A 23,250-nucleotide genomic window follows, 5' to 3' on the forward strand; every position below is an offset into this window, starting at 1 on the left:
TATTGGCAATCCCGTGTTGGCAGTCAAAGGGACAATCAAGCCTCGGAACATTTGCCCGTTGCCTTGACCGAAATACTGCTGTCTGGAGCCTCAGCTCTATTTGTACTGTGTCGGTAGTTTCGACCCTCAACTTGAGCAGTCAGGAACAAATTTTCGCTGATTTGATGGTAGCCCGCTACGGCGCGGCGGCAAGAGGGCGAAGGCTGCTTTAGTTGTGGGAAAACGGCCTGAATGGAATTCGATGCGGTGCGGCATTCTTCGGGCATAAAAAAACCCGGCCATAGCCGGGTTTTTTGACTGGCGCGCAGCTTAAGCGGTGAAGGTTTTGCCTTCGAACTGCTCAGCGACGAACTTCCAGTTGACCAGGTTCCAGAACGCTTCAACGTACTTCGGACGCAGGTTGCGGTAGTCGATGTAGTAAGCGTGTTCCCAGACGTCGCAGGTCAGCAGCGGGGTGTCGCCGCTGGTCAGCGGGTTGCCGGCGCCGATGGTGCTGGCCAGGGCCAGAGAACCGTCAGCCTTTTTCACCAGCCAGCCCCAGCCGGAACCGAAGGTGCCGATAGAGGTTTTGCTGAACTCTTCCTTGAACTTGTCGAACGAACCGAAAGCCGCGTTGATGGCTTCAGCCAGCGCGCCGGTTGGTTGACCGCCGGCGTTTGGCGCCAGGCAGTTCCAGTAGAAAGTGTGGTTCCAGACCTGAGCGGCGTTGTTGAAGATGCCGCCCGAGGAAGTCTTGACGATCTCTTCCAGGGTCTTGCCTTCGAACTCGGTGCCTGGCACCAGGTTGTTCAGGTTCACGACATAGGTGTTGTGGTGCTTGTCGTGGTGAAATTCCAGGGTTTCCTTGGAAATGTGCGGCTGCAGGGCATCGTGTGCGTAAGGCAGCGGCGGCAATTCGAAAGCCATGATGATTCTCCTAATCAGGTCTGTTGCGGTGAGCGCAAGGCCGATCACGGGCGGCCAGAAATGCACCGACGAGTTTTTACTCTTTGCGGCGCAGGGTTCGGATCATAGCACCGGGGTCAAGGCTTAACCACGCAACAACTGTGTGGGATAGAGGTTCCAGAGCCTTTTGGAATAAATCAGTTGGCGATAATCAATTGGCCCGCCACGGTGAACATCATCACTGCCACCAGAAGATCAAGAATCCGCCAGGTACTCGGCCGAGCCAGCCACGGTGCAAGCCACGCGGCACCTAGCGCCAAGGTGAAAAACCACAGCAGCGACGCACTCGCGGCGCCCACGACATAAGCGCCCGGCACTGACTGTTGCGCACCGAGCGAGCCGATCAGCAATACCGTATCGAGATAAACGTGCGGATTGAGCAGCGTCACCGCCAGCGCGCTGAGCATCACCGCGCGCAACGAGCGTACGGTGTGGTTTTCACCCTGATCCAGACTCTGTTTCGAGAACGCCCTTCGCAGTGCCTGGCTGCCATACCAGATCAGAAAGACCGCGCCGCCCCAGCGTGCCACCGCGAGCAATGTCGGGTTCTGCGCCAACACGGTGGCCAAGCCAAACACCCCGGCTGCCACCAGCAGCGCATCGCACGCCACACACAGCGCTGCCACCGGCAGGTGATGTTCGCGGCGCAGACTCTGCGCCAGCACAAAAGCGTTCTGGGTGCCGATCGCCATGATCAGCCCCAAGGCCACCAGCAGGCCGTTCACATAGCTTTGCCACATAAGATTTACTCCGCGTTGGCTGCGAGATCGCGCAGCACGTGCATGGCACGCTCGGCGTCGGCCTGACCGACAAACAAATGGTCGTGGTAATAACCGGCGATCACGTTGCAACTGATTCCGGCCTTGCCCAGCGCGCTGGCGAACGCGGCGGTCAGGCCAACGGCTTCGAGCGCCGAATGCACATTGAGGGTGATCCACGCCGCCACATAATCAAAAGCGAACCCGGCACGTTCAGCCTGGGAGCGCTCCAGAATCACGGTCAGGCCTTCCTGCTCGCGGAAGCTGCCGACAATCTCCACACCGCTCGGCAACTGGCCGTCACGCAGGGTGCAGAACACGTACTCGCCGGCATTGAGCTGCGGGCTCATGCTGCGCAGCAGCGTCGTGAGAGAGGTTTCGCCAGCCATCGCCGTGTTCCTTGATAAAGAGTGCTTGCTGGCTATTCTCCGGTCGAAAACGGTATAAGAAAAACCAATAGTGCTGATCGCTCATTAGGAAAACTGATGTTCGACTACAAATTGCTTTCCGCTCTGGCCGCCGTGGTCGAGCAGGCTGGATTCGAGCGCGCTGCGCAGGTGCTGGGCTTGTCGCAATCGGCGATTTCCCAGCGGATCAAATTGCTGGAAGCGCGGGTCGGCCAACCGGTGCTGGTACGCGGCACGCCGCCATCGCCGACCGAGATTGGCCGGCGGCTGCTCAACCATGTGCAGCAGGTGCGCCTGCTCGAACGTGACTTGCAGACCCTGGTGCCAGCGCTCGACGAAGAAGGCCTGCCGGAGCGTCTGCGCATCGCCCTCAACGCCGACAGCCTCGCCACCTGGTGGGCCGAAGCCGTGGGCGATTTCTGCGCCGAGCAGCATTTATTGCTGGATCTGGTGGTGGAGGATCAGACCGTCGGCCTCAAGCGCATGCGGGCCGGGGAAGTGGCGGCGTGTGTCTGCGCCAGCGAACGCCCGGTGGCCGGTGCGCGCAGCGTGTTGCTCGGGGCGATGCGCTATCGAGCGCTGGCCAGTCCGGCGTTTATCGAGCGGCATTTCCCCGACGGGGTGCGCGCCGAGCAGCTGCCGCGCACCCCGGCGCTGGTGTTCGGCCCGGACGATTTTCTCCAGCATCGCTACCTCGCATCGCTCGGTGTCGATGGTGGTTTCGAGCATCATTTGTGCCCGTCCTCCGAAGGTTTTGTGCGTCTGACCGAAGCCGGGTTTGGTTGGGGCCTGGTGCCGGAACTGCAAGTGCGCGATCAACTGCAACGCGGCGTATTGCGCGAACTGTTGCCAGATAAACCGATCGATGTGCCGTTGTACTGGCATCATTGGCGCAATGGCGGTCAGCTGCTGGCCTTGCTGACCGAGCAATTGCTACGTTCTTCACCGCGCTGGCTGGTGCCCTTGGGCTGACGGTCAGCGTCAAGACAGACGTATCAGGTAAACGAAAGACATCGGAGCGTTACATGAAAATTCTGGTCACCGGCGCAAGCGGCTTCATTGGCGGACGCTTTGCGCGTTTCGCTTTGGAGCAGGGCCTGGACGTGCGGGTCAACGGTCGCCGGGCCGAGAGCGTCGAGCATCTGGTGCGCCGTGGCGCCGAGTTCGTCCCGGGCGATCTCACCGATGCAGATCTGGTGCGCGACCTCTGCGCCGACGTCGAAGCCGTGGTGCACTGCGCCGGCGCCGTCGGCTTGTGGGGGCGCTATCAGGACTTTCATCAGGGCAACGTGCAGGTCACCGAAAACGTCGTCGAAGCCTGCCTCAAGCAGCGCGTGCGGCGGCTGGTGCATCTGTCGTCGCCGTCGATCTATTTCGATGGCCGCGATCACCTCGGCCTGACTGAAGAGCAAGTGCCCAAGCGCTTCAAACATCACTACGCGGCGACCAAATACCTGGCCGAGCAAAAGGTCTTTGGCGCACAGGAATTCGGTCTGGAAACCATCGCCCTGCGCCCGCGTTTCGTCACTGGCGCCGGCGACATGAGCATTTTCCCGCGCCTGCTGAACATGCAGCGCAAGGGGCGTCTGGCGATCATCGGCGACGGCCTGAACAAGGTCGATTTCACCAGCGTGCAGAACCTCAACGAAGCGCTGCTCAGTAGTCTGCTGGCAGCCGGTTCCGCGTTGGGCAAGGCCTACAACATCAGCAATGGCGCGCCGGTGCCGCTGTGGGATGTGGTCAATTATGTGATGCGCAAGATGGAAGTGCCGCAGGTCAGCAAATACCGCTCGTACGGTCTGGCCTACAGCGTTGCTGCGCTCAACGAAGGCGTGTGCAAACTCTGGCCGGGCCGCCCGGAGCCGACCCTGTCGCGGTTGGGCATGCAAGTCATGAAGAAAAATTTCACCCTCGACATCAGCCGCGCCCGGCATTATCTGGACTACGATCCGAAAGTCAGCCTGTGGTCGGCCCTCGACGAGTTCTGTGGCTGGTGGAAAGCTCAGGACATCCGTTGATACAAGTAGCCCGGCCGGCAATGAACCGCACTGCCGCTTGAGGGTCAATCCCTGCGGCTGCGGCGGTTATACTTCGCAGCATTTAGCCATCACCGCGTTCCACAAAGGTTGCCTCAATGTCCATGCGTAACGATGCCAACGACGATTTCGACGATGTACCGAGCCTGCGGGCCGACACCTTTGACGACGATGACATTCCGCCCTCCGCTCGCACCTCGGTGCACTCGCGCACGCCGCCGGTGGTCAAGGTCAAGGCTGCGAGTACCGGGCCGCTGTGGGCACTGGTCGGCGCGTTGTTCTTCGCCTTCATCGGTCTGGCCTGGTGGAGCTTCCAGCAGATTTCGCTGATGGAGCAGCAATTGGTCGCGACCCAGGAAAGCTTTGCGCGCATCAGCGAGGAAGCGGCGGGGCGCCTGCAGGACATTTCCGGCAAGGTCGTCGCCAGCCAGAGCAACGTCAACAGCGACAGCGAAGCGTTGAAGCTGCAGATCAAACAGCTGGAAACCCAGTTGCTGGATCAGAGCAAACAGCAGCAAGGCGTGGTCGGTCAGGCCAGCGATCTGGACAAGCGTCTGGCGCAGATGACCGCGCAGACCACCGAACAACAGAACGCCAATACCCAGTTGCAGGCTCAGGTCAAAGCCTTGAGCGCCGAACTGGCGACCCTGAAGAGCGCCCCGGCCGACACCGGCAAGGTCGATGCGCAGCTCAAGAGTTATGACGCGCAGCTGAAAAGCCTCGGCGCTGATATCACCGCGCTGAAAAAGCAAGGCAATCCGAGCGCGGCGATCGAGCGTCTGGAGCAGGAAATCGTCGTTCTCAAGAGTGAGCAGGACAACCGCCCGGCCGCTGCGCAGGGTGGCGGCAATACCGCCGAGTTCGACGCATTCCGCGGGCAGATGACCCGCAACCTCAACACCCTGCAGGCGCAGATCCAGAACCTGCAGCAGCAGATCAATGCCCGGCCATAGGGCCTGAGTCAGGATATCTTGTGGCGAGGGAGCTTGCTCCCGCTGGAGTGCGAAGCGCTCCCCTGCTTTCGTTCAGGTAGAGCGTATTTGCAGGTTTTGCGACTGCTTCGCAGCCGAGCGGGAGCAAGCTCCCTCGCCACAGGGAATGCGGCAACTTCTGGATTCATCTTCGACCTCCGTCCGACCCCAATCCGTCTACGCTCTTGAAACACCAACAAGAACGAGGGATGCGTTATGGGGTTTTTGCATAAAGTGGCGTGGCTCGGGGTGATGCTTTTTGTGGGGACGGGGCAGGTCAACGCCGCCACTACACAAAAGGACGACAGCAAGGCTGCCATCGCTTTGCTGGAAAAGGCTCTGGCCTATTACCACGACAATGGCGACAAGGCCTTCGCCGCGTTCAGCCGTCAGGGCGAGTTCGTCGACAAGGATCGCTACGTGTTCGTGGTCGACACCAAAGGCGTGATGCTCGCCAGCGGCGGGCCGTCCTCAGCCTTGATCGGCCGTGACGTCAGCGAAGTGCTTGCGCCGGATTTGCAGAAGGCCTTCAAGGACGCCTTGCTGGTGCCGGAAGGCAACGGCATTCAACAGGCCGAATACCGCTGGCAGAACTGGGCGGACGGCAAGGTCGAGCGCAAACATGTTTATTACCAGCGCATCGGTCAGCGGATTCTGGCCGTCGGTTATTACCTGCCGCGCGCTTCAGCCGAGCAGGCCAAGGCACTTCTCGACAAGGCTGCAACCGATCTGGGAAAAAACGAGAAGGGCACCCTGACGGCCATCAACTCGCTCAAGGGCGGTTATCTGCAGGATGACCTGTATGTGTTCGTGGTCGATCTGGACAACCAACGCTACGTTGCCCACGGAACCAACCTGCGCTTGATCAACACCGATTTCAGCAAGATCAAGGACCCGGAAGGCAAACCGGTGGGCGAGCCGATTCTGGCGCTGATCGCCAAACAGGACGACGGCGAATACGAATACCGCTGGAAAAACCCGGTGACCGGCAAGGTCGAGGACAAGCATGCCTACCTGAAGAAGGTCGGGCATTTTCTGGTGGCGGTGGGTTACTACAGCCCCTGATTGAAACATTCGCTACTGTGGGAGGGGGCTTGCTCCCGAAAGCGGTATGTCATTCAACAAAGATGTTGGCTGATCCACCGCTTTCGGGAGCAAGCCCCCTCCCACAGGGTTTTAAGGTGTTGCTGTTATTTGGCGCCGTGCTCGCGCCCGCGCAGCAACTTGTTCGGCATCGCAATCGCCGCCGCCAGCCCCAGCAGCGACACCGCCGTACTCACCCACAGCAGATGCCGGAACGTCACCGAAAGCTCGGCGCGCAAGGCGTTCTGCGCATCACCCGGTGCGGCGTTCAAACCGTCGAGCAGCACGTTGCCCGAATGCCCCTCGCTGAGCAGCGAGTTGCTCGCCAGATGGGCAAAACTCGAATCCTGCAACAACGCCAGCAACAGCGCCGACATCAACGCCACACCCACTGCGCCGCCCAGCGAACGGAACAGATTGGTGGTGCTGGTGGCGACGCCGATGTCGCGTTGCTCCACCGAGTTCTGCGTACCCACCAGTGAAGTCGGGAACTGCATGCCGCCGGCAATCCCGCTGAGCAGCATGAACAGGCTGCTGACCAGCGTCGCATCGGGTGGGCTGAACGCCATGCCGAGAATCGAGATCGGCATCAGCAGCGCGCCGGTCAGAATCTGTGGTTTGTAGCGACCGGTCACCGAAGTACGGCGTCCGGCGAAATAAGCGCCAATCGGCAGGCCCATCGCCAGCGGCAGCAAGTGCAACGCCGCCGCGTCGGCCCCGGCGCCGGTGACGCTCTGGAAGCGCAGCGGCATCAACACGATCAGCGAGATTGCCTGAAAACTGGTGAAGAAAATCGTGCACCAGCACAGCAACGCGTTGCGGTTGGTGAACAAGTGCATCGGCAGCAGCGGCTCACGCGCCCGGCGTTCATGCCACACGAACACCGCCAGCACCAGCACCGCGCAGGCGAACAAACCGAGCACTTCACTGCTGCGCCACGAATGACCCTGACCGACTTGGGTGATGGCCAGCAGCAGGGCGGTCAAACCGATGATCATCAACAGCGTGCCGAGGTAGTCGATGATCGGTTTGCGCTGCGGAATCGGCAGCCCGCGCAGATTGCGATTGGCAACCCACCAGGCGCCCAGTCCCAGTGGCAGATTGATCAGGAACACCCAGCGCCACGACAGGTATTCGGTCATGTAGCCGCCGAGCACTGGCCCGGCGACGCTGGCCACCGCGTACATGCTGCTGAAGTAACCCTGATAACGCCCGCGTTCGCGCGGCGGGACGATGTCGCCGATGATTGCCTGACTGACCGAAATCATCCCGCCGGCACCGATGCCCTGGAGAATCCGCGCCAGCACCAGTTGTTCCATGCTTTGCGCCATGCCGCAGAACAGCGAGGCGAGGGTGAACAGGCCCATGCCGAACAGCATCAGTTTGCGTCGCCCGTACAAATCGCCGAGTTTGCCGTAGATCGGCACGGCCACGGTCATTGCCACCATGTACCCGGAAATCACCCAGGCCAGCAGGCTGACGTCCTTGAACTGTGCGGAGATGGCGGGCATCGAGACGGCGACGATGGTCTGGTCCAGCGCGCCGAGAAAAATCGCCATCATCAACGCGACCAGCACGCTGCGAATGGCCGGTTTGGGCGTTTCAGGGTGATTGAGATTGGTCACGGGCGAGCCTGCGGGCAGTGATGGACCCGCACGGCCATTGCGCGCGGGTGGATGCTCGCCAGTGTAAGTCGATAGCAGGCTATTCGATAGCCTCGTACGGAAGTCCGACGTAATTTTCTGCAATGGTTTTTCGACCGGCTTCTGAACTGACAAAGTAGTCCAGTTCCGAGGCGCTTATGCGCTGGCTGAAATCATCATGCTCGTCGAAGCGGTGCAGCATCGAGGTCATCCACCAGGAGAAACGTTCGGCTTTCCATACCCGGCGCAGGCAGATTTCCGAGTATTTCTCCAGCAGATCGGTGCGCCCTTCGCGATAAACCTTCAGCAGAATGTTGAACAGCGTACTGACATCGCTGGCGGCCAGGTTCAGGCCCTTGGCGCCGGTGGGCGGTACAATGTGCGCGGCATCGCCGAGCAGAAACATCCGCCCGTACTGCATCGGCTCGACGACAAAACTGCGCAGCGGCGCGATGCTTTTTTCAATCGACGGGCCAGTCACCAGTTTCTCGGCAAGCGCGGCGGGCAGACGGGTTTTCAGCTCAGCCCAAAAGCGCTCGTCGGACCAGTCGGCGACGTTTTCCTCGGCCGGCACTTGCAGGTAATAACGGGTGCGGGTGGCCGAACGCATGCTACACAGGGCGAAGCCACGTTCATGGCGGGCATAGACCAGCTCTTCGTGCACCGGCGGGGTGTCGGCGAGAATCCCCAGCCAGCCGAACGGATAGACCCGTTCGAAGATCTTCAGGCAGTCCTCGGGAATTGACTGCCGGGCCACGCCATGAAAGCCGTCGCAACCGGCGATGTAATCGCAATCGACGCGCCAGGTTTCGCCATCCTTTTCGAAGGTGACAAAGGCCTCGTCGCTTTTCATGCCGTGAGGAACGACATGGCTCACTTCATAAAACGACAGTGCGCCAGCCTCCCGACGAGCGGCCATCAGGTCGCGCGTGACTTCGGTCTGACCGTAAACCATGACGGTTTTGCCGCCGGTCAAACCCTGCAGATCGATGTGGGCCAGACGCCCATCCAGTGCCAGATCGAAGCCGGCGTGCACCAGCCCTTCGGCATCCATGCGCGCGCCTACGCCGGCCTGGCGCAACAGCTCTACCATGCCTTGTTCAAGCACGCCGGCGCGAATTCGTCCGAGGACATAGTCGGGTGTCTGGCGTTCGAGAATCAGGGTGTCGATGCCGGCGTTGTGCAGCAACTGACCGAGGAGCAATCCGGACGGACCGGCGCCAATGATGGCGACTTGGGTTTTCAGCGTTTTCATTGTTTTTATGACTCGCAAGCTTCACGCGACAGAAGGCGGTGAATGATTTTTATGGATCGAGTGCTTGCATTTTTCCCTTGCGGGTCTGTCAATTGAAGGTGAAAACTGAGCCGATACCTGTACATTCTGCCAATCGGTGCGATTATCGCCCGCAACTTCGAGGCCTGGATTGAAGTGATGAACAAGCCTGACCTGCCTTCGATTCCGGTGTTCAAGCTCTACGGTGAAAGCCTGGACTGGCCGACCCCTGACTTGCTGCACTGTGAAACCATTTCCAAACGCAGCCGCGAACATCAATGGGAAATCAAACCCCACCGCCACGCCGATTTGTGCCAGTTGCTCTTCGTCTTCAAAGGTCAGGCAGAGCTTGAAATCGAAGGTCAACGCACGCAACTCAACCAACCCGCGATTCAAGTCCTGCCACCGTTGTCGGTGCATGGCTTTCGCTTTTCCGAGGACGTCGAAGGATTTGTCGTCACCCTCGCCAATCCGCTGATCAATCACCTGCAGGCGCAACTGGGCAACTCGGTGCACGCACTGGCCCAGGCCGAGCACTACCCGGCGGGCAAGGACGCGGAGTACCTGAACAGTCTGTTTTCAGCGTTGCAGGCCGAGTACAACGGCCATCAACCCGCGCGGGAAATGCTCATGCATTCGCTGGTCAGTGTGATCATGGTCTGGGTCAGCCGTCAGGCGCTCGTGCGCCATAACGCCAGCCAGCGGCCGCAACGCCAGCGCGAATACCTCAACGGGTTCATTCAATTGGTGGAGGAGACGTACCGCCAGCATGTGAAGGTCGAAGACCTCGCCCATCGTCTGGGGATTTCGGTATCACACCTCAACGGCACCTGCCGCGAACTGGCAGGGCAGCCAGCGCTGCAGATCATGCACGAACGCCAGTTACTGGAAGCCAAACGTTTGCTGACCTACACCAGCATGACCATTTACGAGATGTCGGAGTTGTTGGGGTTTTCCGATCCGACCAACTTCACGCGCCTGTTCCGGCGCAGGGTGGGCATTTCGCCAAAGGCGTTTCGTGACCGGCTGAAGGCCGATCAGTGATCCTGTAAACCTGGCGATATCCTGTGGGAGGGGGCTTGCTCCCGAATGCGGTGTGCCATTCAGCATTGATGCACACTGATACGCCGCTTTCGGGAGCAAGCCCCCTCCCACAGGATTGCAGGCCAGCTCAGATCATTCAGCGCAGCGCATTAAGCGTCGCATTGTGCGGAATACAGCGCTCGAAATTGCAGCTGGCGTATTCGCGCGGCAGTTGTCGCAGTTGCTCGACCCGCCAGGCCGCGGTGCCGTACAGCGCCAGCGTGGCAGCGCAGGTGATGAAAATCGCGAAGTACCTTCTTGTTCTGATGTTCATGGCGTAGACCTCTGAACGTATACCCTGCGGTATTACTTTCAGCATAGGTCAGCGGCATAGAGTTGCCAGCCACGGATTCGGCCTATGTGACATCCCCCTGTGGGAGCGGGCTTGCTCGCGAAGGCGTGGTGTCAGTCGATGACAATCCAGACTGATACACCGCCTTCGCGAGCAAGCCCGCTCCCACAGGGGCATCGGATTTACAGGCCCATATCCCATTCGGGATTTTCCGGGAATCGTTCGACGAGAAAATCCAGCATGCTGCGCAACGCCGCCGGCATATGCTTGCGTGAGGCGTACACCGCGTAGATGTTCATCTGCCGCGGCTCGGCATCCGGCAGCAGGCGCACCAGTTCACCGGCATGCACATGCACCCCGGCCTGATAGGTCGGCAGCATCGCCACCCCCGCGCCGGCCAGGGTGGCGCGCAATAGAGTGCTGGCCTCGTTGGCGCTGATGTTGCCCTGCACCGGCACCGACACGGGCTCGCCGTCCTCCTCGAAATGCCACAGGCTCTTGCCGAAGTAGGAGTGGGTCAGGCAGTTGTGTCGGCTCAGGTCCTCGACCCGTTGCGGTGGCGGGTTGTCGCGCAAATAAGCCGGTGCGGCGCAGACCACCGAGCGGCACACGGTCAGGCGCCGGGCGATCAGGTTCGGATCGAGGTCATTGCTGGTGCGGATCGCCAGATCGATGCGTTCATCCACCAGATTCACCGTGCGGTCGAGCATCTGCAGGTCGATGCTGACCCCGGGGTAACGTTTGACGTACGCCGCCATCGCATCGGCCAGTTGCGCCTGACCGAACGAGGTACTGACACTGATGCGCAGCAGCCCGCGCGGTGCCTCGTCGGGTTCGCTGACGGCGGCCTGCATGTCGGTCGAGAGTTCGAGCATCTGCCGGCAGCGCGGCAGGATTTCACTGCCGGCGGCGGTCAGGCTCAATTTGCGCGTGGTGCGGTGCATCAGGCGCGCGCCGACCCAGTCTTCCAGCTCCGCCAGATAACGCGACACCACTGGCCGTGACAGGTCCAGATGATCGGCCGCCGCCGACTGGCTGCCCAGATCCACCACTGTGACAAACACGCGCATTGCTTGAAGACGATCCATGATTTGCCCGCTTTCAGAAACAAACTATGTCCAAGCATCGCATTTTTTGTACCGAGTCAGGCAACTAAGCTCTGTCCCATCGCCAAACACGGCATTCGGATCACGGAGCAACAGATGATCGGCTTCACTACCCTCAAGCGCGTTTTGCTGGCCACCGCCACCCTCGGTTTCGCGGCCCACGCCGCTGCCGCCAACCTGACTCTGGACGTTTACAACCCGGGCACCCACGCGATTTTCCCGGTGACTTCGGTGCTGGTCAGCGGCGAGAAAGACGCGATTCTGGTCGATGCACAATTCGGCAAGGCCCAGGCCGAGCAGGTGGTGGAAAAGATCCGCGCCAGCGGCAAGCACCTGACCACCATTTACATCAGCCACGGTGACCCGGATTACTACTTCGGCCTCGACACCCTGACCCAGGCTTTCCCCGACGCCGAAGTGCTGGCCTCGCAGCCGACCGTGGATCACATCAACAAAACCGTCGCCGGCAAACTCGCCTTCTGGGGCCCGAAAATGGGCGCCGACGTACCGGCCAAAACCATCGTGCCGGGCGTGCTCAAGGGCGACAGCCTGATGCTCGAAGGACAGAAATTGCAGGTGGTCGGTCTTGAAGGCAAACAACCGGATCGCAGCTTCGTGTGGATTCCGTCGCTCAAGGCTGTGGTCGGTGGCGTCGTGGTCGCCGAGAACATTCATGTGTGGATGGCTGATACCCAGACCGCGCAATCCCACGCCGACTGGCTGCAAACCCTGCACTCGATCGAAACCCTGAAGCCGAAAACCGTGGTGCCGGGTCACTACCTGGGCGAGAGCAGCCGCTCGCTGGTCAGCGTGAAATTCACCGCCGACTACATTAAGGCTTTCGATGAAGAAACCGCCAAGGCCAAGGATTCCGCCGCACTGATCAAGGCCATGCACAAGCGCTACCCGAAACTCGGCGAAGAAAGTTCGCTGGAACTGAGTGCCAAAGTCGCCAAGGGCGAGATGAAGTGGTAACCCGATTCTGAAAACGCAGCACTCTCAAGCCAACTGGAGAATGTCATGAGCAAGATCGCAATCATTGGTGCCACCGGCCGTGCCGGTAGCCAACTGCTGGAAGAAGCCTTGCGTCGCGGGCATAGCGTCACTGCCATCGCCCGCGACACCTCGAAGATCGGCTCGCGTGCCGGTGTGGTCAGCAAGAATGTCGATGTGCTGGATTCGGCGGCGCTGCAAGCGGCAGTGGCCGGTCACGACGTGGTGATCAGCGCCGCGCACTTCGCCACGGTACCGGCCAGTGCCTTGGTCGGCCCGGTGAAGCAGGCGGGTGTGAAGCGTCTGCTGGTGGTTGGCGGTGCCGGTTCGCTGTTGCTGCCGGACGACACCCGAGTGATCGACAGCGCCGGTTTCCCGGCCGAGTACAAAGCCGAGGCCAGCGCTGGCGCGGCGTTTCTTGATGCCTTGCGTCAGGAGAAGGATCTGGACTGGACTTTCCTCTCGCCATCGGCAGAGTTCGTCGAAGGTGAGCGCACCGGTACCTTCCGCGTTGGCAAGGATCATTTGCTGTTCAGTGCTGAAGGTCGCAGCTGGATCACCTTCGCCGATTACGCGATTGCGCTGATTGACGAAGTGGAAACGCCTAAGCATTCGCGTCAGCGGTTTACGGTCGGGTATTAAGCAACGACGCAGACAAAATGTGGGAGCGGGCTTGCTCGCGAATGCAGTGTGTCAGTCACTTAAAATGTCGCTGACACTCCGCTTTCGCGAGCAAGCCCGCTCCCACAGGGGGATCTGTGTACTTCAGCGGGTATGCGCCTGCTCCACCAGCCAGATCATCAATTCCTCCAATTGCGGCGACGCCTCGCCGCCTTGTGGCATCACCACGTAGTAGCCCAGCCCCGTTTTCACCTTCAGCTCAAACGGCATCACCAGCCGTCCGGCGCGCAGGTCATCGCCGATCAGCGACCAGTCGCCAATCGCCACACCCGTCCCATGCGACGCCATCGACATCGCCTGATCCAGCGTCTCGAAATGCTGCCCCATGTTGACGTTGTTCAACTGCAATTCGGCGGCGGTCAGCCACACCGTCCAGTCCTGGGTGTCGCGAGTCGGGTGCAGCAGCAGATGCTGTTGCAGGTCGGCCGGTTCGCTCAGCGCCGGTGGGCCTTTCAATAATGCTGGCGAGCAGACCGGTGTCAGTTGCTCATCGAACAGATGCAGCGCGGTCGAGAAATTGTCCGGCGGCGTGCCGTAGATCACCGCCGCATCGAATTGCTCGCGCTGAAAGTCGACGCCATGGGCCAGTGAAGTGGTCAGTTTGACCGGCACGTCCGGGCGTTCCTTTTGCCATTGCAGCAGGCGCGGCACCAGCCAGCGCATCACGCAGCTGGGCGCCTTGAGTTGCAGGGTTTGCCGCTTGCGACCGATCTGCTCGGTGGCCTCGCTGATCAGGCCGAAGATCTTTTCCACCCGTGGCAGCCATTCACGTCCTTCGGCGGTCAGCTCCAGGCCTCGGGCCAGACGGATGAACAACTCATACCCCAGATGAGCTTCCAGCCCGGCAATCTGCCGGCTCACCGCGCCCTGAGTGATGTGCAACTGCTCGGCCGCCCGGGTGAAGTTGCAGCACTGCGCAGTAATCAGAAACGTGTGCAGGGCGGGCAGGGGAGGCAGTCGTTTCATGTGGATCCAAGGTATGACGTGAGGACATGGCTAGTATGACTTTTAATCGATTGTTGCCGCTACCTGCCGCCCGTTCAATGAGCCCATTCAAGGGGCCCTTTGTAGGAGTGAGCCTGCTCGCGATAGCGGTGTGTCAGTCACCGTAATGTTGAATGTGAAGACGCCATCGCGAGCAGGCTCACTCCTACACAAAGGCCTTGTGTCTCAAACGAACAAGAAGGGCAATCGACATGGCGACGTGTGGCGAAGTACTGGTCAAGTTACTCGAGGATTACGGGGTCGAGCAGGTGTTCGGCATCCCCGGGGTGCACACCGTGGAACTGTATCGCGGGCTGGCCCGTTCGAGCATCAACCACGTCACTCCACGGCACGAGCAGGGCGCCGGATTCATGGCTGACGGCTATGCGCGCACCAGCGGCAAACCGGGTGTGTGCTTCATCATCACCGGCCCGGGCATGACCAACATCACCACCGCGATGGGCCAGGCCTACGCCGACTCGATCCCGATGCTGGTGATCTCCAGCGTGCAGACCCGCAGCCAGTTGGGTGGCGGTCGCGGCAAACTCCATGAGTTGCCGAACCAGAGCGCGCTGGTCGGTGGCGTCGCTGCGTTCTCCCACACCCTGATGTCGGCGGCGGAATTGCCCGGCGTGCTGGCCCGTGCTTTCGCACTGTTTCAGGCCGGGCGTCCGCGTCCGGTGCACATCGAGATTCCGCTGGATGTTTTGGTAGAGGAGGCTGATGAGCTGCTCGCCAGCGTTCCGGTGCACATCGACCGCGCCGGGGCTGCACCGGCTGCAGTACGGCGCATGGCTGAGTTGCTGGCCGGCGCTCGGCGTCCGCTGATTCTCGCCGGTGGCGGTGCCATCGATGCCGCCGCCGAACTGACTGAGCTGGCCGAGCTGCTCGACGCCCCGGTGGCGCTGACCATCAACGCCAAAGGCATGTTGCCCTCCAGCCATCCGCTGCTGATCGGCTCGACGCAAAGCCTGGTCGCCACTCGCGCACTGGTGGCCGATGCCGACGTGGTGCTGGCGATCGGTACCGAACTGGCCGAAACCGATTACGACGTGACCTTCGCCGGCGGCTTTGAAATCCCCGGCAAGTTGCTGCGCATCGACATCGACGCCGATCAGACCGTGCGCAACTATCCGCCGCACGTGGCGTTGGTCGCCGACTCGCGCAACGCCGCGCAAGCGCTGCTCGGCGCACTGTCGCAGCAGGCGCTGGCCGAGCGGCGCAACGATTGGGGCCAGGTGCGGGCCGCGCGTCTGCGCGATGAGCTGGCCGCGACCTGGGACGTGCCAACCCTGGCTCAGACGCGCTTCCTCGAAACCGTGCTGCACGAATTGCCGGACGCAGTATTCGTCGGCGACTCCACGCAACCGGTGTACACCGGCAACCTCACGTTCAACCCGGAGCGTCCACGACGCTGGTTCAACTCGTCCACCGGCTACGGCACCCTCGGTTACGCCTTGCCGGCGGCGATTGGCGCGTGGCTCGGTGGCGGCATTGAGGACGGCGCTCGTCCGCCAGTGGTGTGCCTGATCGGCGACGGCGGCTTGCAGTTCACCCTGCCGGAACTGGCCAGCGCGGTTGAAGCGCACACGCCGGTAATCGTCCTGCTGTGGAATAACCAGGGCTACGAAGAGATCAAGAAGTACATGGTCAACCGCGCCATCGAACCGGTCGGCGTCGACATCTACACTCCGGATTTCATTGGTGTGGCCAAGGCCCTTGGCTGCGCCGCCGAAGCGATCAGTTCGGTTGAACAATTGCGCGGCGCGCTGCGTGCCGCCACCGATCGTCAGGGCCCGACCCTGATCGAGATCGACCAGAGCCAATGGATGCAGGCGGTGGCCCGATGATCAATTTCCCAACCACACTCGATGGTCTGTATATCAACGGTCAATGGTCGGCCGGGCGTGAGCATCTGCGGGTGATCAACCCGGCCACCGAAGCGCTGCTGACCACGGTCAATGGCGGCGATGAACGCGCGGTTGATCTGGCCGTCAGCGCCGCCACTGAAGCGTTCAAGCGCTGGTCGAAAACCACTGGGGCCGAGCGTGGCGCGATTCTGCGCAACATCGCCAACGGCGTGCGCAACGGTCGCGATCATCTAATGAAGCTGCAGTCGAGCAACAACGGCAAACCGCAATTCGAAGCGGCGATCGACGTCGATGATGTGATCGCCACTTTCGAGTATTACGCCGAATTGGCCGAAGGCCTCGATGCACAACTCGACAGTAACGTGGCGCTGCCCAGCGACGATTTCAGCGCACGTCTGCGCCGTGAGCCGTGCGGTGTGGTCGGGCTGATCGTACCGTGGAATTTCCCGATGGTCACCACCGCGTGGAAGCTCGCCCCGGCCTTGGCCGCCGGCTGCTGCGTGGTGCTCAAACCGTCGGAAGTCACGCCGCTGCCGGAGCTGGAACTGGCGGCGATCATTGCCGAGTCCGGCTTGCCCGACGGTGTGTTCAACCTGGTTTGCGGCACCGGTCTGGCGGTCGGTGCGCCGCTGTCGGCGGATCCGCGCATCGCCAAAGTTTCCTTTACCGGCAGCAACGCTGTGGGCGTGCAGGTGATGCAGCGCGCCGCCGAAACGGTGAAGGGCGTCAGCCTGGAACTGGGTGGCAAATCTTCGTTGCTGGTGCTCGAAGACGCCGATCTGGAACTGGCGGTGGAACTGGCCTGCGGTGGCGGTTTTTTCAACGCCGGGCAGATGTGCTCGGCCACCAGTCGGGTGCTGGTCGCTGATGAGCTGGCGGAGGAATTCCTTGAGCGTCTGCAAAAACGCGCGCAAGCGATTCGCGTGGCCGATCCATTCGATCCGGACGTCGAGATGGGCGCACTGGTCAATCAGGCGCAATACCAGCGCGTGCTCGGTCACATCGACCGTGGCCTGAGCGCTGGCGCGAAGCTGGTGTGCGGCGGCAATCGTCCGGCGGATCTGCCGCGCGGTTATTTTTTGCAGCCAACGGTGTTCACCGATGTGCCCCTCGACAGTGCGCTGTGGTGCGAAGAGATTTTCGGCCCGGTGCTCTGTGTGCGCAGTTTCAGCAGCGAAGCCGAGGCGATTGCCTTGGCCAACGACAGCCAGTTCGGGCTGGTCGCCAGTGTGGTGACGCGTAACGCCGAGACTGCCGACCGGGTCGCCAACGCCCTGCAGGCGGGGCTGGTGTGGCTCAACGCGCCGCAAGTGATCTTCCCGCAGACGGCGTGGGGCGGTTACAAGCAGAGCAGCATCGGTCGTGAATTGGGGCCGTGGGGTCTGGCTGCGTTTCAAGAAATCAAACACGTGATCCGGGCGCTCTGAACGCCCGAAAACGGTGAGTGCATGCCTCGCAACGAGGCATGCGTCGGTGTCATGGCTTCGATGAGTTTTTATCGATAGTCAGGTGTATTGCACGACCTCAGGATGAACCCGTCGGCAGCGCTGCAGGCCTTTTAATACAAGGCCTGCAGCGGATCCGGCCGCGCGGATGCAACGGTTGCGACCAACCTCATACTTAAAAGAACAAAGGGAGTCCTTCATGGGCGAGCATGATCTGAACAGGCGTCAATTCATTAAAACCGTCGGCGTCGCCTCGGTAGCGGCGGCGGCCCTGAGCATGCCCTTCATCCGGGCCAGCGCCAGCGCCAGCGACACGCGGTTCGCCGGCAAGACTCTGCGTTTGCTGACCTGGTCGGATGACACCGGCCTCGCCGCACTGCGCAACATTGCCGCCACCTTCGAGGCCAAGACCGGCGCCAAGGTCATTGCCGACCGCACCGGCAGCACCTCGGAAATGGTCGCCAAACTCAAGGCCGGTGGTGATCGTCCGCAGTACGACATCATCACCCTGGCCGGGGTCGGCGCCGAAGGTCTGGCCGCCGCCGGATTGCTTGAAAAACCCGACCTCAACCGCATTCCCAACCTGATCGACGTACCGGAAAAATACCGCACCGGCGCCAACGGGCACGGTATCGGTTACTTGCTGTGGTGCAACAGTCTGGTCTACAGCACCCGCACCCTCAAACAGGCACCGGACAGTTACGCCGCGCTGTGGGACGCCGATCTGGCGCCGAACATTTTCCTACCGCCGCCGAACTGGACCGAGGCCATGGACCTGATCATCATCGCCGCGAAACTCGCCGGCGGTGACGAACACAACATCGAACCGGGCTTCAAGAAACTCGCCGAGCTGAAGGATCGCGTGGTGACCCTCGGCGAAAACCCGAACCAGATCGCCGAGCTGTTCCGCACCGGTTCCCTGGACATGGGCGGCTTGTACGCCCCGGCATTCTTCCCCAAGCAGATCCGCGATCCGAACTACGGTCTCGGTGCCACGTTCGGCATGAAGGAAGGTTTCTACACTGACCTGATGCTCTCGGTGATGCCGAAGAACCGTCCGGGCGACACCGACCTGGCCTACGCCTTCATCGACCACTCTCTCGACCCGCTGGTGCAGGGCAAGATGGCCGAAGACATCTTCAACGGCCCGGTCAACGCCAAGGCGATCATCTCCGCGGAAGCGCGCAAGAGCCCGTACATCCTCACGCCGGAGCAGATTGCCGAGAAGGCGATCATGCACGACAACGCCTTCCTGGCGACCGTGCATGACCAATGGATTCGTCGCTATACGGAAATTTTTTCTTCCTGACCGAGAGCCGAGCACAGGCCCTGAGAGTGCCACAAATCAAATGTGGGAGCGGGCTTGCTCGCGAATGCAATCTGTCAGTCGACATTGTTGCTGACTGAACCACCGCTTTCGCGAGCAAGCCCGCTCCCACAGGAGATTGAGGTATTTGCGAGATTAGCTTTCCATTGACGAGATCATTGCTATGGAACATCAATCCCTGACCCAACCGGTTGGCGCCGCTGACGTGCGCCCGGCGCGCGGTATTTCGCCGACCGCCCGGGCGTGGTTTTTCCTCACGCCGTCGATGCTGTTTCTCGGTGTGCTGATCGCCGCCAGCCTGCTGGTGCTGCGCATGAGCGTCGGCACTAAAGGCGCGGAATGGAGCGGGTTCAGCCTCGCCAGCTACGCGCAATTGCTCGAACCTTATTACCTCAAATCCCTGCTGCTGACCCTGCGTCTGGCGCTGATCAGTGCAGTGATCGCGGTGCTGCTGGCGATCCCGGTGGCGTACACCATGTCACGGCTGACCTCGCCGTTCGTGCGGCGGATCTTCCTTGCCGCAGTGTTGCTGCCGCTGCTGGTCAACCTGCTGCTGCAAAGCTACGGCTGGCTGGTGATTCTCGGCCCGGGCGGGATGCTCAACCAGACGCTGATGGGCCTGGGCCTGATCAAGCGTCCGATCATGCTGCTGTACAACCAGAACGGCGTGCTGATGGGGCTGGTGCAGACCGCGTTTCCTTTGGCCGTGCTGCCGATTGCCAGCGCCATGCGTGGTGTTGCGCGTACCTACGAAGAGGCGGCGGCGACACTGGGCGCCAGTCGTTTTCAGGTGTTCCGTCAGGTGGTGTTGCCGATGAGTCTGCCGGGGATCATCACCGGGGCGACGCTGGTGTTCGCCTACAACGCCAGCAGTTTTGTCGTGCCGTTGCTGCTCGGTGGCCGCCGTGTGCCGATGCTCGCGGTGATGGTGCATGACCAGATCGCGCCGCTGATGAACTGGCCTGCCGCGTCCGCTGCCGGGGTGGTGCTGATCGTCACCACGCTGGCGATCATGACCCTGTCTGAATACATCACCGGCCGTCGTCGGCGTCTGCTGGAGGCTTCGCAATGAGTACCCTGATCAACAAGCGCATGGCGCTGCTGCCTGGCGACACCGGCAAGTTCGCCGGGATCCTCTCCGGGTTCATTTTGCTGCTGGCGGTGTTGCCGATCCTGACCATGATCGTCATGTCGTTCAGCGGTGCGTCGAACCTCGACTTCCCGCCGAGCAGCTACAGCCTGCAGTGGTACAAGGCGGCCTGGCACACCTTCGTCTCGCCGGACGCCAGCGACGTGCTGAGCCTCGGCCAGGCGATGGCCACCAGCCTGCTGGTGTCGTGCCTGACCATGGTTTTTGCCACGCTGATCGCGGTGCCCGCCGCCTATGCGCTGACCCGCTGCGAGTTCCGTGGCAAAGCCGTGGCGCTGCAACTGATGTCGCTGCCGCTGGTGTTCCCGATGGTGGTGTTGGGCCTGGCCTTGCTGCTGGTGTTCGACAGCCTGCCGTTCCACCTGACCACTTCGCGGCTAGTGATTGCCCACGTGATTCTGGCGCTGCCGTTCGTGGTGAAAAACTGCACCGCCGCCATGCTCTCCATCGGCAGTGAAGTCGAAGAGGCGGCGCGGATGCTCGGCGCCTCACCGCTGCGGGCGATTGTCGACGTGGTGGTGCCGCTGATGAAGTCGGGGATTCTGGCGGGGATGCTGCTGGCGTTCATCGTCTCGTTCAACGAATTCACCGTGACCTATTTCCTCTACACCATCGACGTCATGACCGTGCCGATCTGGATGTACAGCCGCACCGTGTCATCGCTCGACCCTACCGTGTTCTCGTTTGCCGTGCTGATCGTGCTGATCGACTTCGTCCTGATCTGGGCGCTGGAGAAGCTGGTGGGCGAGGGCGGCGTTTCCTTTTGATTTGAGGTGCAACATGACTGGTCTGATTCTGGAAAACGTCGAGAAATTCTACGGCTCGGCTTGCGCGGTACAGGAGGTCAATCTGCATTTGCCGGAAGGCAAACTGGTGTGTTTTCTCGGCCCCTCGGGCTGCGGCAAAACCACCTTGCTGCGGATGATCGCCGGGCTGGAAACTCTCACCGGCGGCGAGATTCGCCTGGATGGCGAGAACATCGGCCACACCCCGGCGCACCTGCGCAACTTCGGCATGGTGTTCCAGTCGCTGGCGCTGTTCCCGCACATGACTGTCGGCGAGAACATCGCCTACCCGCTGAAACTGCGCGGCGTGAGCAAGGCCGAGCAACTGGCGCGGGTGGTGGAATTGCTGGAGTTGATCCAGTTGCAGGCGATGATCGACCGGCCGGTGGCGAAACTCTCCGGCGGGCAACGGCAGCGGGTGGCGATTGCCCGGGCCATCGCCTCGCGGCCGAAAATCCTCCTGCTCGACGAACCGCTGTCGGCGCTGGACGCCAAGCTCCGCGAGTCGATGCAGGTGGAAATCCGCCAGTTGCAACAGCGCTTGAACATCACCACGATCATGGTCACCCACGATCAGCGCGAAGCCATGACCATGGCCGACATCGTCGTGGTGCTGGGCGAGCACAAGGTGCAGCAGGTGGGCACGCCGATCGAAATCTACCGGCACCCGGCCAACGAGTTCGTTGCCGACTTCATCGGTTCGGGCAACATTTTTCCGGCCACGGCGCTGGGTGACGGCAAGGTCAGTTTGCCGGGCGGTGATGCGCTGCAAGTGCCGATCTGCAGCAGCATCGAAGCGGGGCAGAAGGTGAAGATGCTGATTCGTCCGGAGGATCTGCAACTGTCCGCGCCACAAGCCACGGCGGGCAATCGCTTGCTCGGCAAGGTGACGTTCGTGCGCGATATCGGCGCGACCATCGAGACCACGGTGGAGTGTTCCGGGGTGACGTTCACCGCGTTGAGTACGCCGTGTCAGGGGATCGGTTTGGGGATCGGGCATCCGGTGTCGGTGACGTTGCCGAGCGAGGCGTGTCGGGTGTTGGGGGCTTGATCAGGATTTGATGGTGATCTTGCCGATGCCATCGCGAGCAGGCTCACTCCTACAGGTGAACGCATTCCAACTGTAGGAGTGAGCCTGCTCGCGATAGGGCCATAAGCCTCACCGCAGATGCCGGATCAGACCGACTGCCGCAACCGCGCCAGATCCCTTAACGGCGGTGCACCAAACAAGCGGCTGTACTCGCGGCTGAACTGCGACGGGCTTTCATAGCCCACGCGATAGCCCGCCGCCGACGCTTCCAGCCCTTCGGCCAGCATCAGGCGCCGCGCCTCTTGCAGGCGTAGCTGCTTCTGGTACTGCAACGGACTCATCGCCGTCATCGCCTTGAAACGGTGATGCAGGGTCGAGACGCTGAGGTTCACTTCTTTCGCCAGATCATCGATGCGCAGCGGCTGTTCGAAGTTGCCGTTGAGCCATTTGATCGCCTGGCTGATGCGGTGGCTCTGGCTGTTGGCAATCGCGATTTCATACAAGCGATGGCCCTGCGGACTGCGCAGCAGGCGATAGAGAATCTCCCGGCGAATCAGTGGCGCGAGCATGGCGATGTCTTTCGGCGCATCCAGCAGTCGCGCCAGACGCAACACCGCGTCGAGCATCGCGCTGTCGATCTTTTCCACATACAGGCCGCGCCCGGTCGGTCGGGTCGGCACGCCCATCGGCCCCGCGTCGGCGATCAGTGCGGTGATTTCCGCCGGGTCGATGTCCAGGCGCACGGCGAGAATCGGATCCTCCGGCGAGACATTCACTACCCGCCCGCTGAGCGGCATCGAGACCGAGACCACCAGGTAATTCAGCGGGTCGTAATTGAAGAACTCATCCGCCAGGCGCACCTCTTTGCGGCCCTGGGCCATGATGCATAGCGCCGGTTGCGCAAGTACCGGGGCGAAGTCATGGGACTGGGTATGGCGCGACATGAACAGCGAGCCGATGGCGGTCTGATAACTGCCGTCGTCGGTGGTATTGCGGCGGATGATCGCCGCGAGTTCTGCACGCTGTTTTTCCATGTCGGCATCGGGCGGAGACTGGAAACGATCGAATGACGTCATGCACGGCATCCTCGGCAAGGAATCTGGAATGGGGCAGAGCATATGTTTGTGCAAGCGCCAGCGGTAGACACATCCTGTCAAATGCTTGCCTGATTCTGCATTGCATTGCCGGCGTGCCCAGTCATAGCAGGATGCAGGGCGGAAAACTTGCTTGAAACGCCGTATGACAGTGGTGTGACGCTGTTTTGCAGGTTGTTACGAGCTTTGTGTGCAGTCTCGCAGGATTGTGCAACGCAGCGGCAGGAATCGACTAACGGCACCTTGCGCCCGGCCCTTAACCTTTGATCCTGTCGCAGCCCGTCCCCCGGCTG

General features: G+C 61.3%; 22 protein-coding genes. 13 read left to right on the forward strand and 9 right to left on the reverse strand.

The features are described 5' to 3' along the window. Positions 1-309: 309 nt before the first annotated feature. The 3 genes from VLA07_RS06215 to VLA07_RS06225 form a co-directional block, all read right to left on the reverse strand. The gene (locus VLA07_RS06215) at positions 310-906 is read right to left on the reverse strand and encodes a superoxide dismutase (protein WP_003227660.1); all 597 of its coding nucleotides are present in this window, start codon (positions 904-906) and stop codon (positions 310-312) included. A gap of 176 nt (positions 907-1,082) precedes the next feature. Continuing rightward, the gene (locus VLA07_RS06220) at positions 1,083-1,685 is read right to left on the reverse strand and encodes a LysE/ArgO family amino acid transporter (RefSeq protein ID WP_027612476.1); all 603 of its coding nucleotides are present in this window, start codon (positions 1,683-1,685) and stop codon (positions 1,083-1,085) included. Positions 1,686-1,690: 5 nt separating this feature from the next. Continuing rightward, complete coding sequence (locus tag VLA07_RS06225) at positions 1,691-2,092, reverse strand: ACT domain-containing protein (protein ID WP_027612477.1); 402 nt, start codon at positions 2,090-2,092, stop codon at positions 1,691-1,693. Positions 2,093-2,188: 96 nt separating this feature from the next. Between VLA07_RS06225 and VLA07_RS06230 the strand changes: the two genes are divergently transcribed. The 4 genes from VLA07_RS06230 to VLA07_RS06245 all read left to right on the forward strand — a co-directional run bounded on the left by VLA07_RS06230 (position 2,189) and on the right by VLA07_RS06245 (position 6,182). After that, positions 2,189-3,082 (forward strand): LysR family transcriptional regulator ArgP, encoded by an 894-nt coding sequence (locus VLA07_RS06230; RefSeq protein WP_103367388.1) that lies wholly within the window; start codon positions 2,189-2,191, stop codon positions 3,080-3,082. A gap of 53 nt (positions 3,083-3,135) precedes the next feature. Beyond that, entirely contained in the window at positions 3,136-4,128 is a 993-nt protein-coding gene (locus VLA07_RS06235) for an NAD-dependent epimerase/dehydratase family protein (RefSeq protein ID WP_098965333.1), read from the forward strand. Between the two features lie 116 nt (positions 4,129-4,244). Then, positions 4,245-5,099: an ATPase gene (locus VLA07_RS06240; protein WP_096795122.1), complete on the forward strand. Its 855-nt coding sequence runs from the start codon at positions 4,245-4,247 to the stop codon at positions 5,097-5,099. 234 nt (positions 5,100-5,333) lie between these two features. Continuing rightward, on the forward strand, positions 5,334-6,182 hold the full coding sequence (locus VLA07_RS06245) for a cache domain-containing protein (protein WP_333988613.1): 849 nt from the start codon (positions 5,334-5,336) through the stop codon (positions 6,180-6,182). Between the two features lie 125 nt (positions 6,183-6,307). On the opposite strand, the gene VLA07_RS06250 is transcribed toward VLA07_RS06245, so the two are convergent. Together VLA07_RS06250 and pobA are read right to left on the reverse strand one after the other, a co-directional pair. Further along, positions 6,308-7,825, reverse strand: coding sequence for an MDR family MFS transporter (locus VLA07_RS06250; protein ID WP_225136145.1), 1,518 nt, complete (start codon positions 7,823-7,825; stop codon positions 6,308-6,310). Between the two features lie 79 nt (positions 7,826-7,904). Then, positions 7,905-9,098: a 4-hydroxybenzoate 3-monooxygenase gene (pobA, locus tag VLA07_RS06255; RefSeq protein WP_223007762.1), complete on the reverse strand. Its 1,194-nt coding sequence runs from the start codon at positions 9,096-9,098 to the stop codon at positions 7,905-7,907. Positions 9,099-9,275: 177 nt separating this feature from the next. Between pobA and VLA07_RS06260 the strand changes: the two genes are divergently transcribed. Next, on the forward strand, positions 9,276-10,160 hold the full coding sequence (locus tag VLA07_RS06260) for a helix-turn-helix domain-containing protein (RefSeq protein ID WP_223007763.1): 885 nt from the start codon (positions 9,276-9,278) through the stop codon (positions 10,158-10,160). A gap of 136 nt (positions 10,161-10,296) precedes the next feature. Here VLA07_RS06260 and VLA07_RS06265 read toward each other — a convergent pair whose 3' ends face one another. Further along, positions 10,297-10,473 carry a hypothetical protein gene (locus VLA07_RS06265; RefSeq protein ID WP_007964044.1) on the reverse strand — a complete coding sequence of 59 codons (177 nt, stop codon included), beginning with the start codon at positions 10,471-10,473 and terminating at the stop codon, positions 10,297-10,299. Between the two features lie 200 nt (positions 10,474-10,673). Continuing rightward, complete coding sequence (locus VLA07_RS06270) at positions 10,674-11,579, reverse strand: LysR family transcriptional regulator (RefSeq protein ID WP_218274154.1); 906 nt, start codon at positions 11,577-11,579, stop codon at positions 10,674-10,676. 114 nt (positions 11,580-11,693) lie between these two features. Between VLA07_RS06270 and VLA07_RS06275 the strand changes: the two genes are divergently transcribed. Then, complete coding sequence (locus VLA07_RS06275) at positions 11,694-12,572, forward strand: MBL fold metallo-hydrolase (protein ID WP_333988614.1); 879 nt, start codon at positions 11,694-11,696, stop codon at positions 12,570-12,572. 45 nt (positions 12,573-12,617) lie between these two features. Further along, on the forward strand, positions 12,618-13,232 hold the full coding sequence (locus VLA07_RS06280) for an NAD(P)-dependent oxidoreductase (protein WP_333988615.1): 615 nt from the start codon (positions 12,618-12,620) through the stop codon (positions 13,230-13,232). Positions 13,233-13,355: 123 nt separating this feature from the next. On the opposite strand, the gene VLA07_RS06285 is transcribed toward VLA07_RS06280, so the two are convergent. Beyond that, a complete protein-coding gene (locus VLA07_RS06285) occupies positions 13,356-14,237 on the reverse strand; it encodes a LysR substrate-binding domain-containing protein (protein WP_333988616.1) in 882 nt (293 codons plus the stop codon). Positions 14,238-14,467: 230 nt separating this feature from the next. On the opposite strand from VLA07_RS06285, the gene VLA07_RS06290 reads away from it, so the two are divergent. The 6 genes from VLA07_RS06290 to VLA07_RS06315 all read left to right on the forward strand — a co-directional run bounded on the left by VLA07_RS06290 (position 14,468) and on the right by VLA07_RS06315 (position 21,884). Continuing rightward, on the forward strand, positions 14,468-16,105 hold the full coding sequence (locus VLA07_RS06290; protein WP_333988617.1) for a 5-guanidino-2-oxopentanoate decarboxylase: 1,638 nt from the start codon (positions 14,468-14,470) through the stop codon (positions 16,103-16,105). Then, positions 16,102-17,553, forward strand: coding sequence for an aldehyde dehydrogenase family protein (locus tag VLA07_RS06295; protein ID WP_333988618.1), 1,452 nt, complete (start codon positions 16,102-16,104; stop codon positions 17,551-17,553). Before VLA07_RS06290 ends, VLA07_RS06295 begins: the two co-directional genes overlap by 4 nt. Positions 17,554-17,770: 217 nt before the next feature. Further along, a complete protein-coding gene (locus tag VLA07_RS06300) occupies positions 17,771-18,880 on the forward strand; it encodes an ABC transporter substrate-binding protein (protein ID WP_223007768.1) in 1,110 nt (369 codons plus the stop codon). A gap of 181 nt (positions 18,881-19,061) precedes the next feature. Beyond that, positions 19,062-19,970 (forward strand): ABC transporter permease, encoded by a 909-nt coding sequence (locus VLA07_RS06305; protein ID WP_025111659.1) that lies wholly within the window; start codon positions 19,062-19,064, stop codon positions 19,968-19,970. Further along, positions 19,967-20,815, forward strand: a complete 849-nt coding sequence (locus tag VLA07_RS06310) for an ABC transporter permease (RefSeq protein WP_095668437.1) — start codon at positions 19,967-19,969, stop codon at positions 20,813-20,815. The genes VLA07_RS06305 and VLA07_RS06310 overlap by 4 nt, the downstream gene beginning before the upstream one ends. 13 nt (positions 20,816-20,828) lie before the next feature. Continuing rightward, complete coding sequence (locus VLA07_RS06315) at positions 20,829-21,884, forward strand: ABC transporter ATP-binding protein (protein WP_330207723.1); 1,056 nt, start codon at positions 20,829-20,831, stop codon at positions 21,882-21,884. A gap of 125 nt (positions 21,885-22,009) precedes the next feature. On the opposite strand, the gene VLA07_RS06320 is transcribed toward VLA07_RS06315, so the two are convergent. Next, the gene (locus VLA07_RS06320) at positions 22,010-22,939 is read right to left on the reverse strand and encodes an AraC family transcriptional regulator (protein ID WP_027612494.1); all 930 of its coding nucleotides are present in this window, start codon (positions 22,937-22,939) and stop codon (positions 22,010-22,012) included. Positions 22,940-23,250 lie beyond the last annotated feature (311 nt).

The organism is Pseudomonas sp. S3(2024) (assembly GCF_036861315.1).
Taxonomy (GTDB): domain Bacteria; phylum Pseudomonadota; class Gammaproteobacteria; order Pseudomonadales; family Pseudomonadaceae; genus Aquipseudomonas; species Aquipseudomonas putida_A.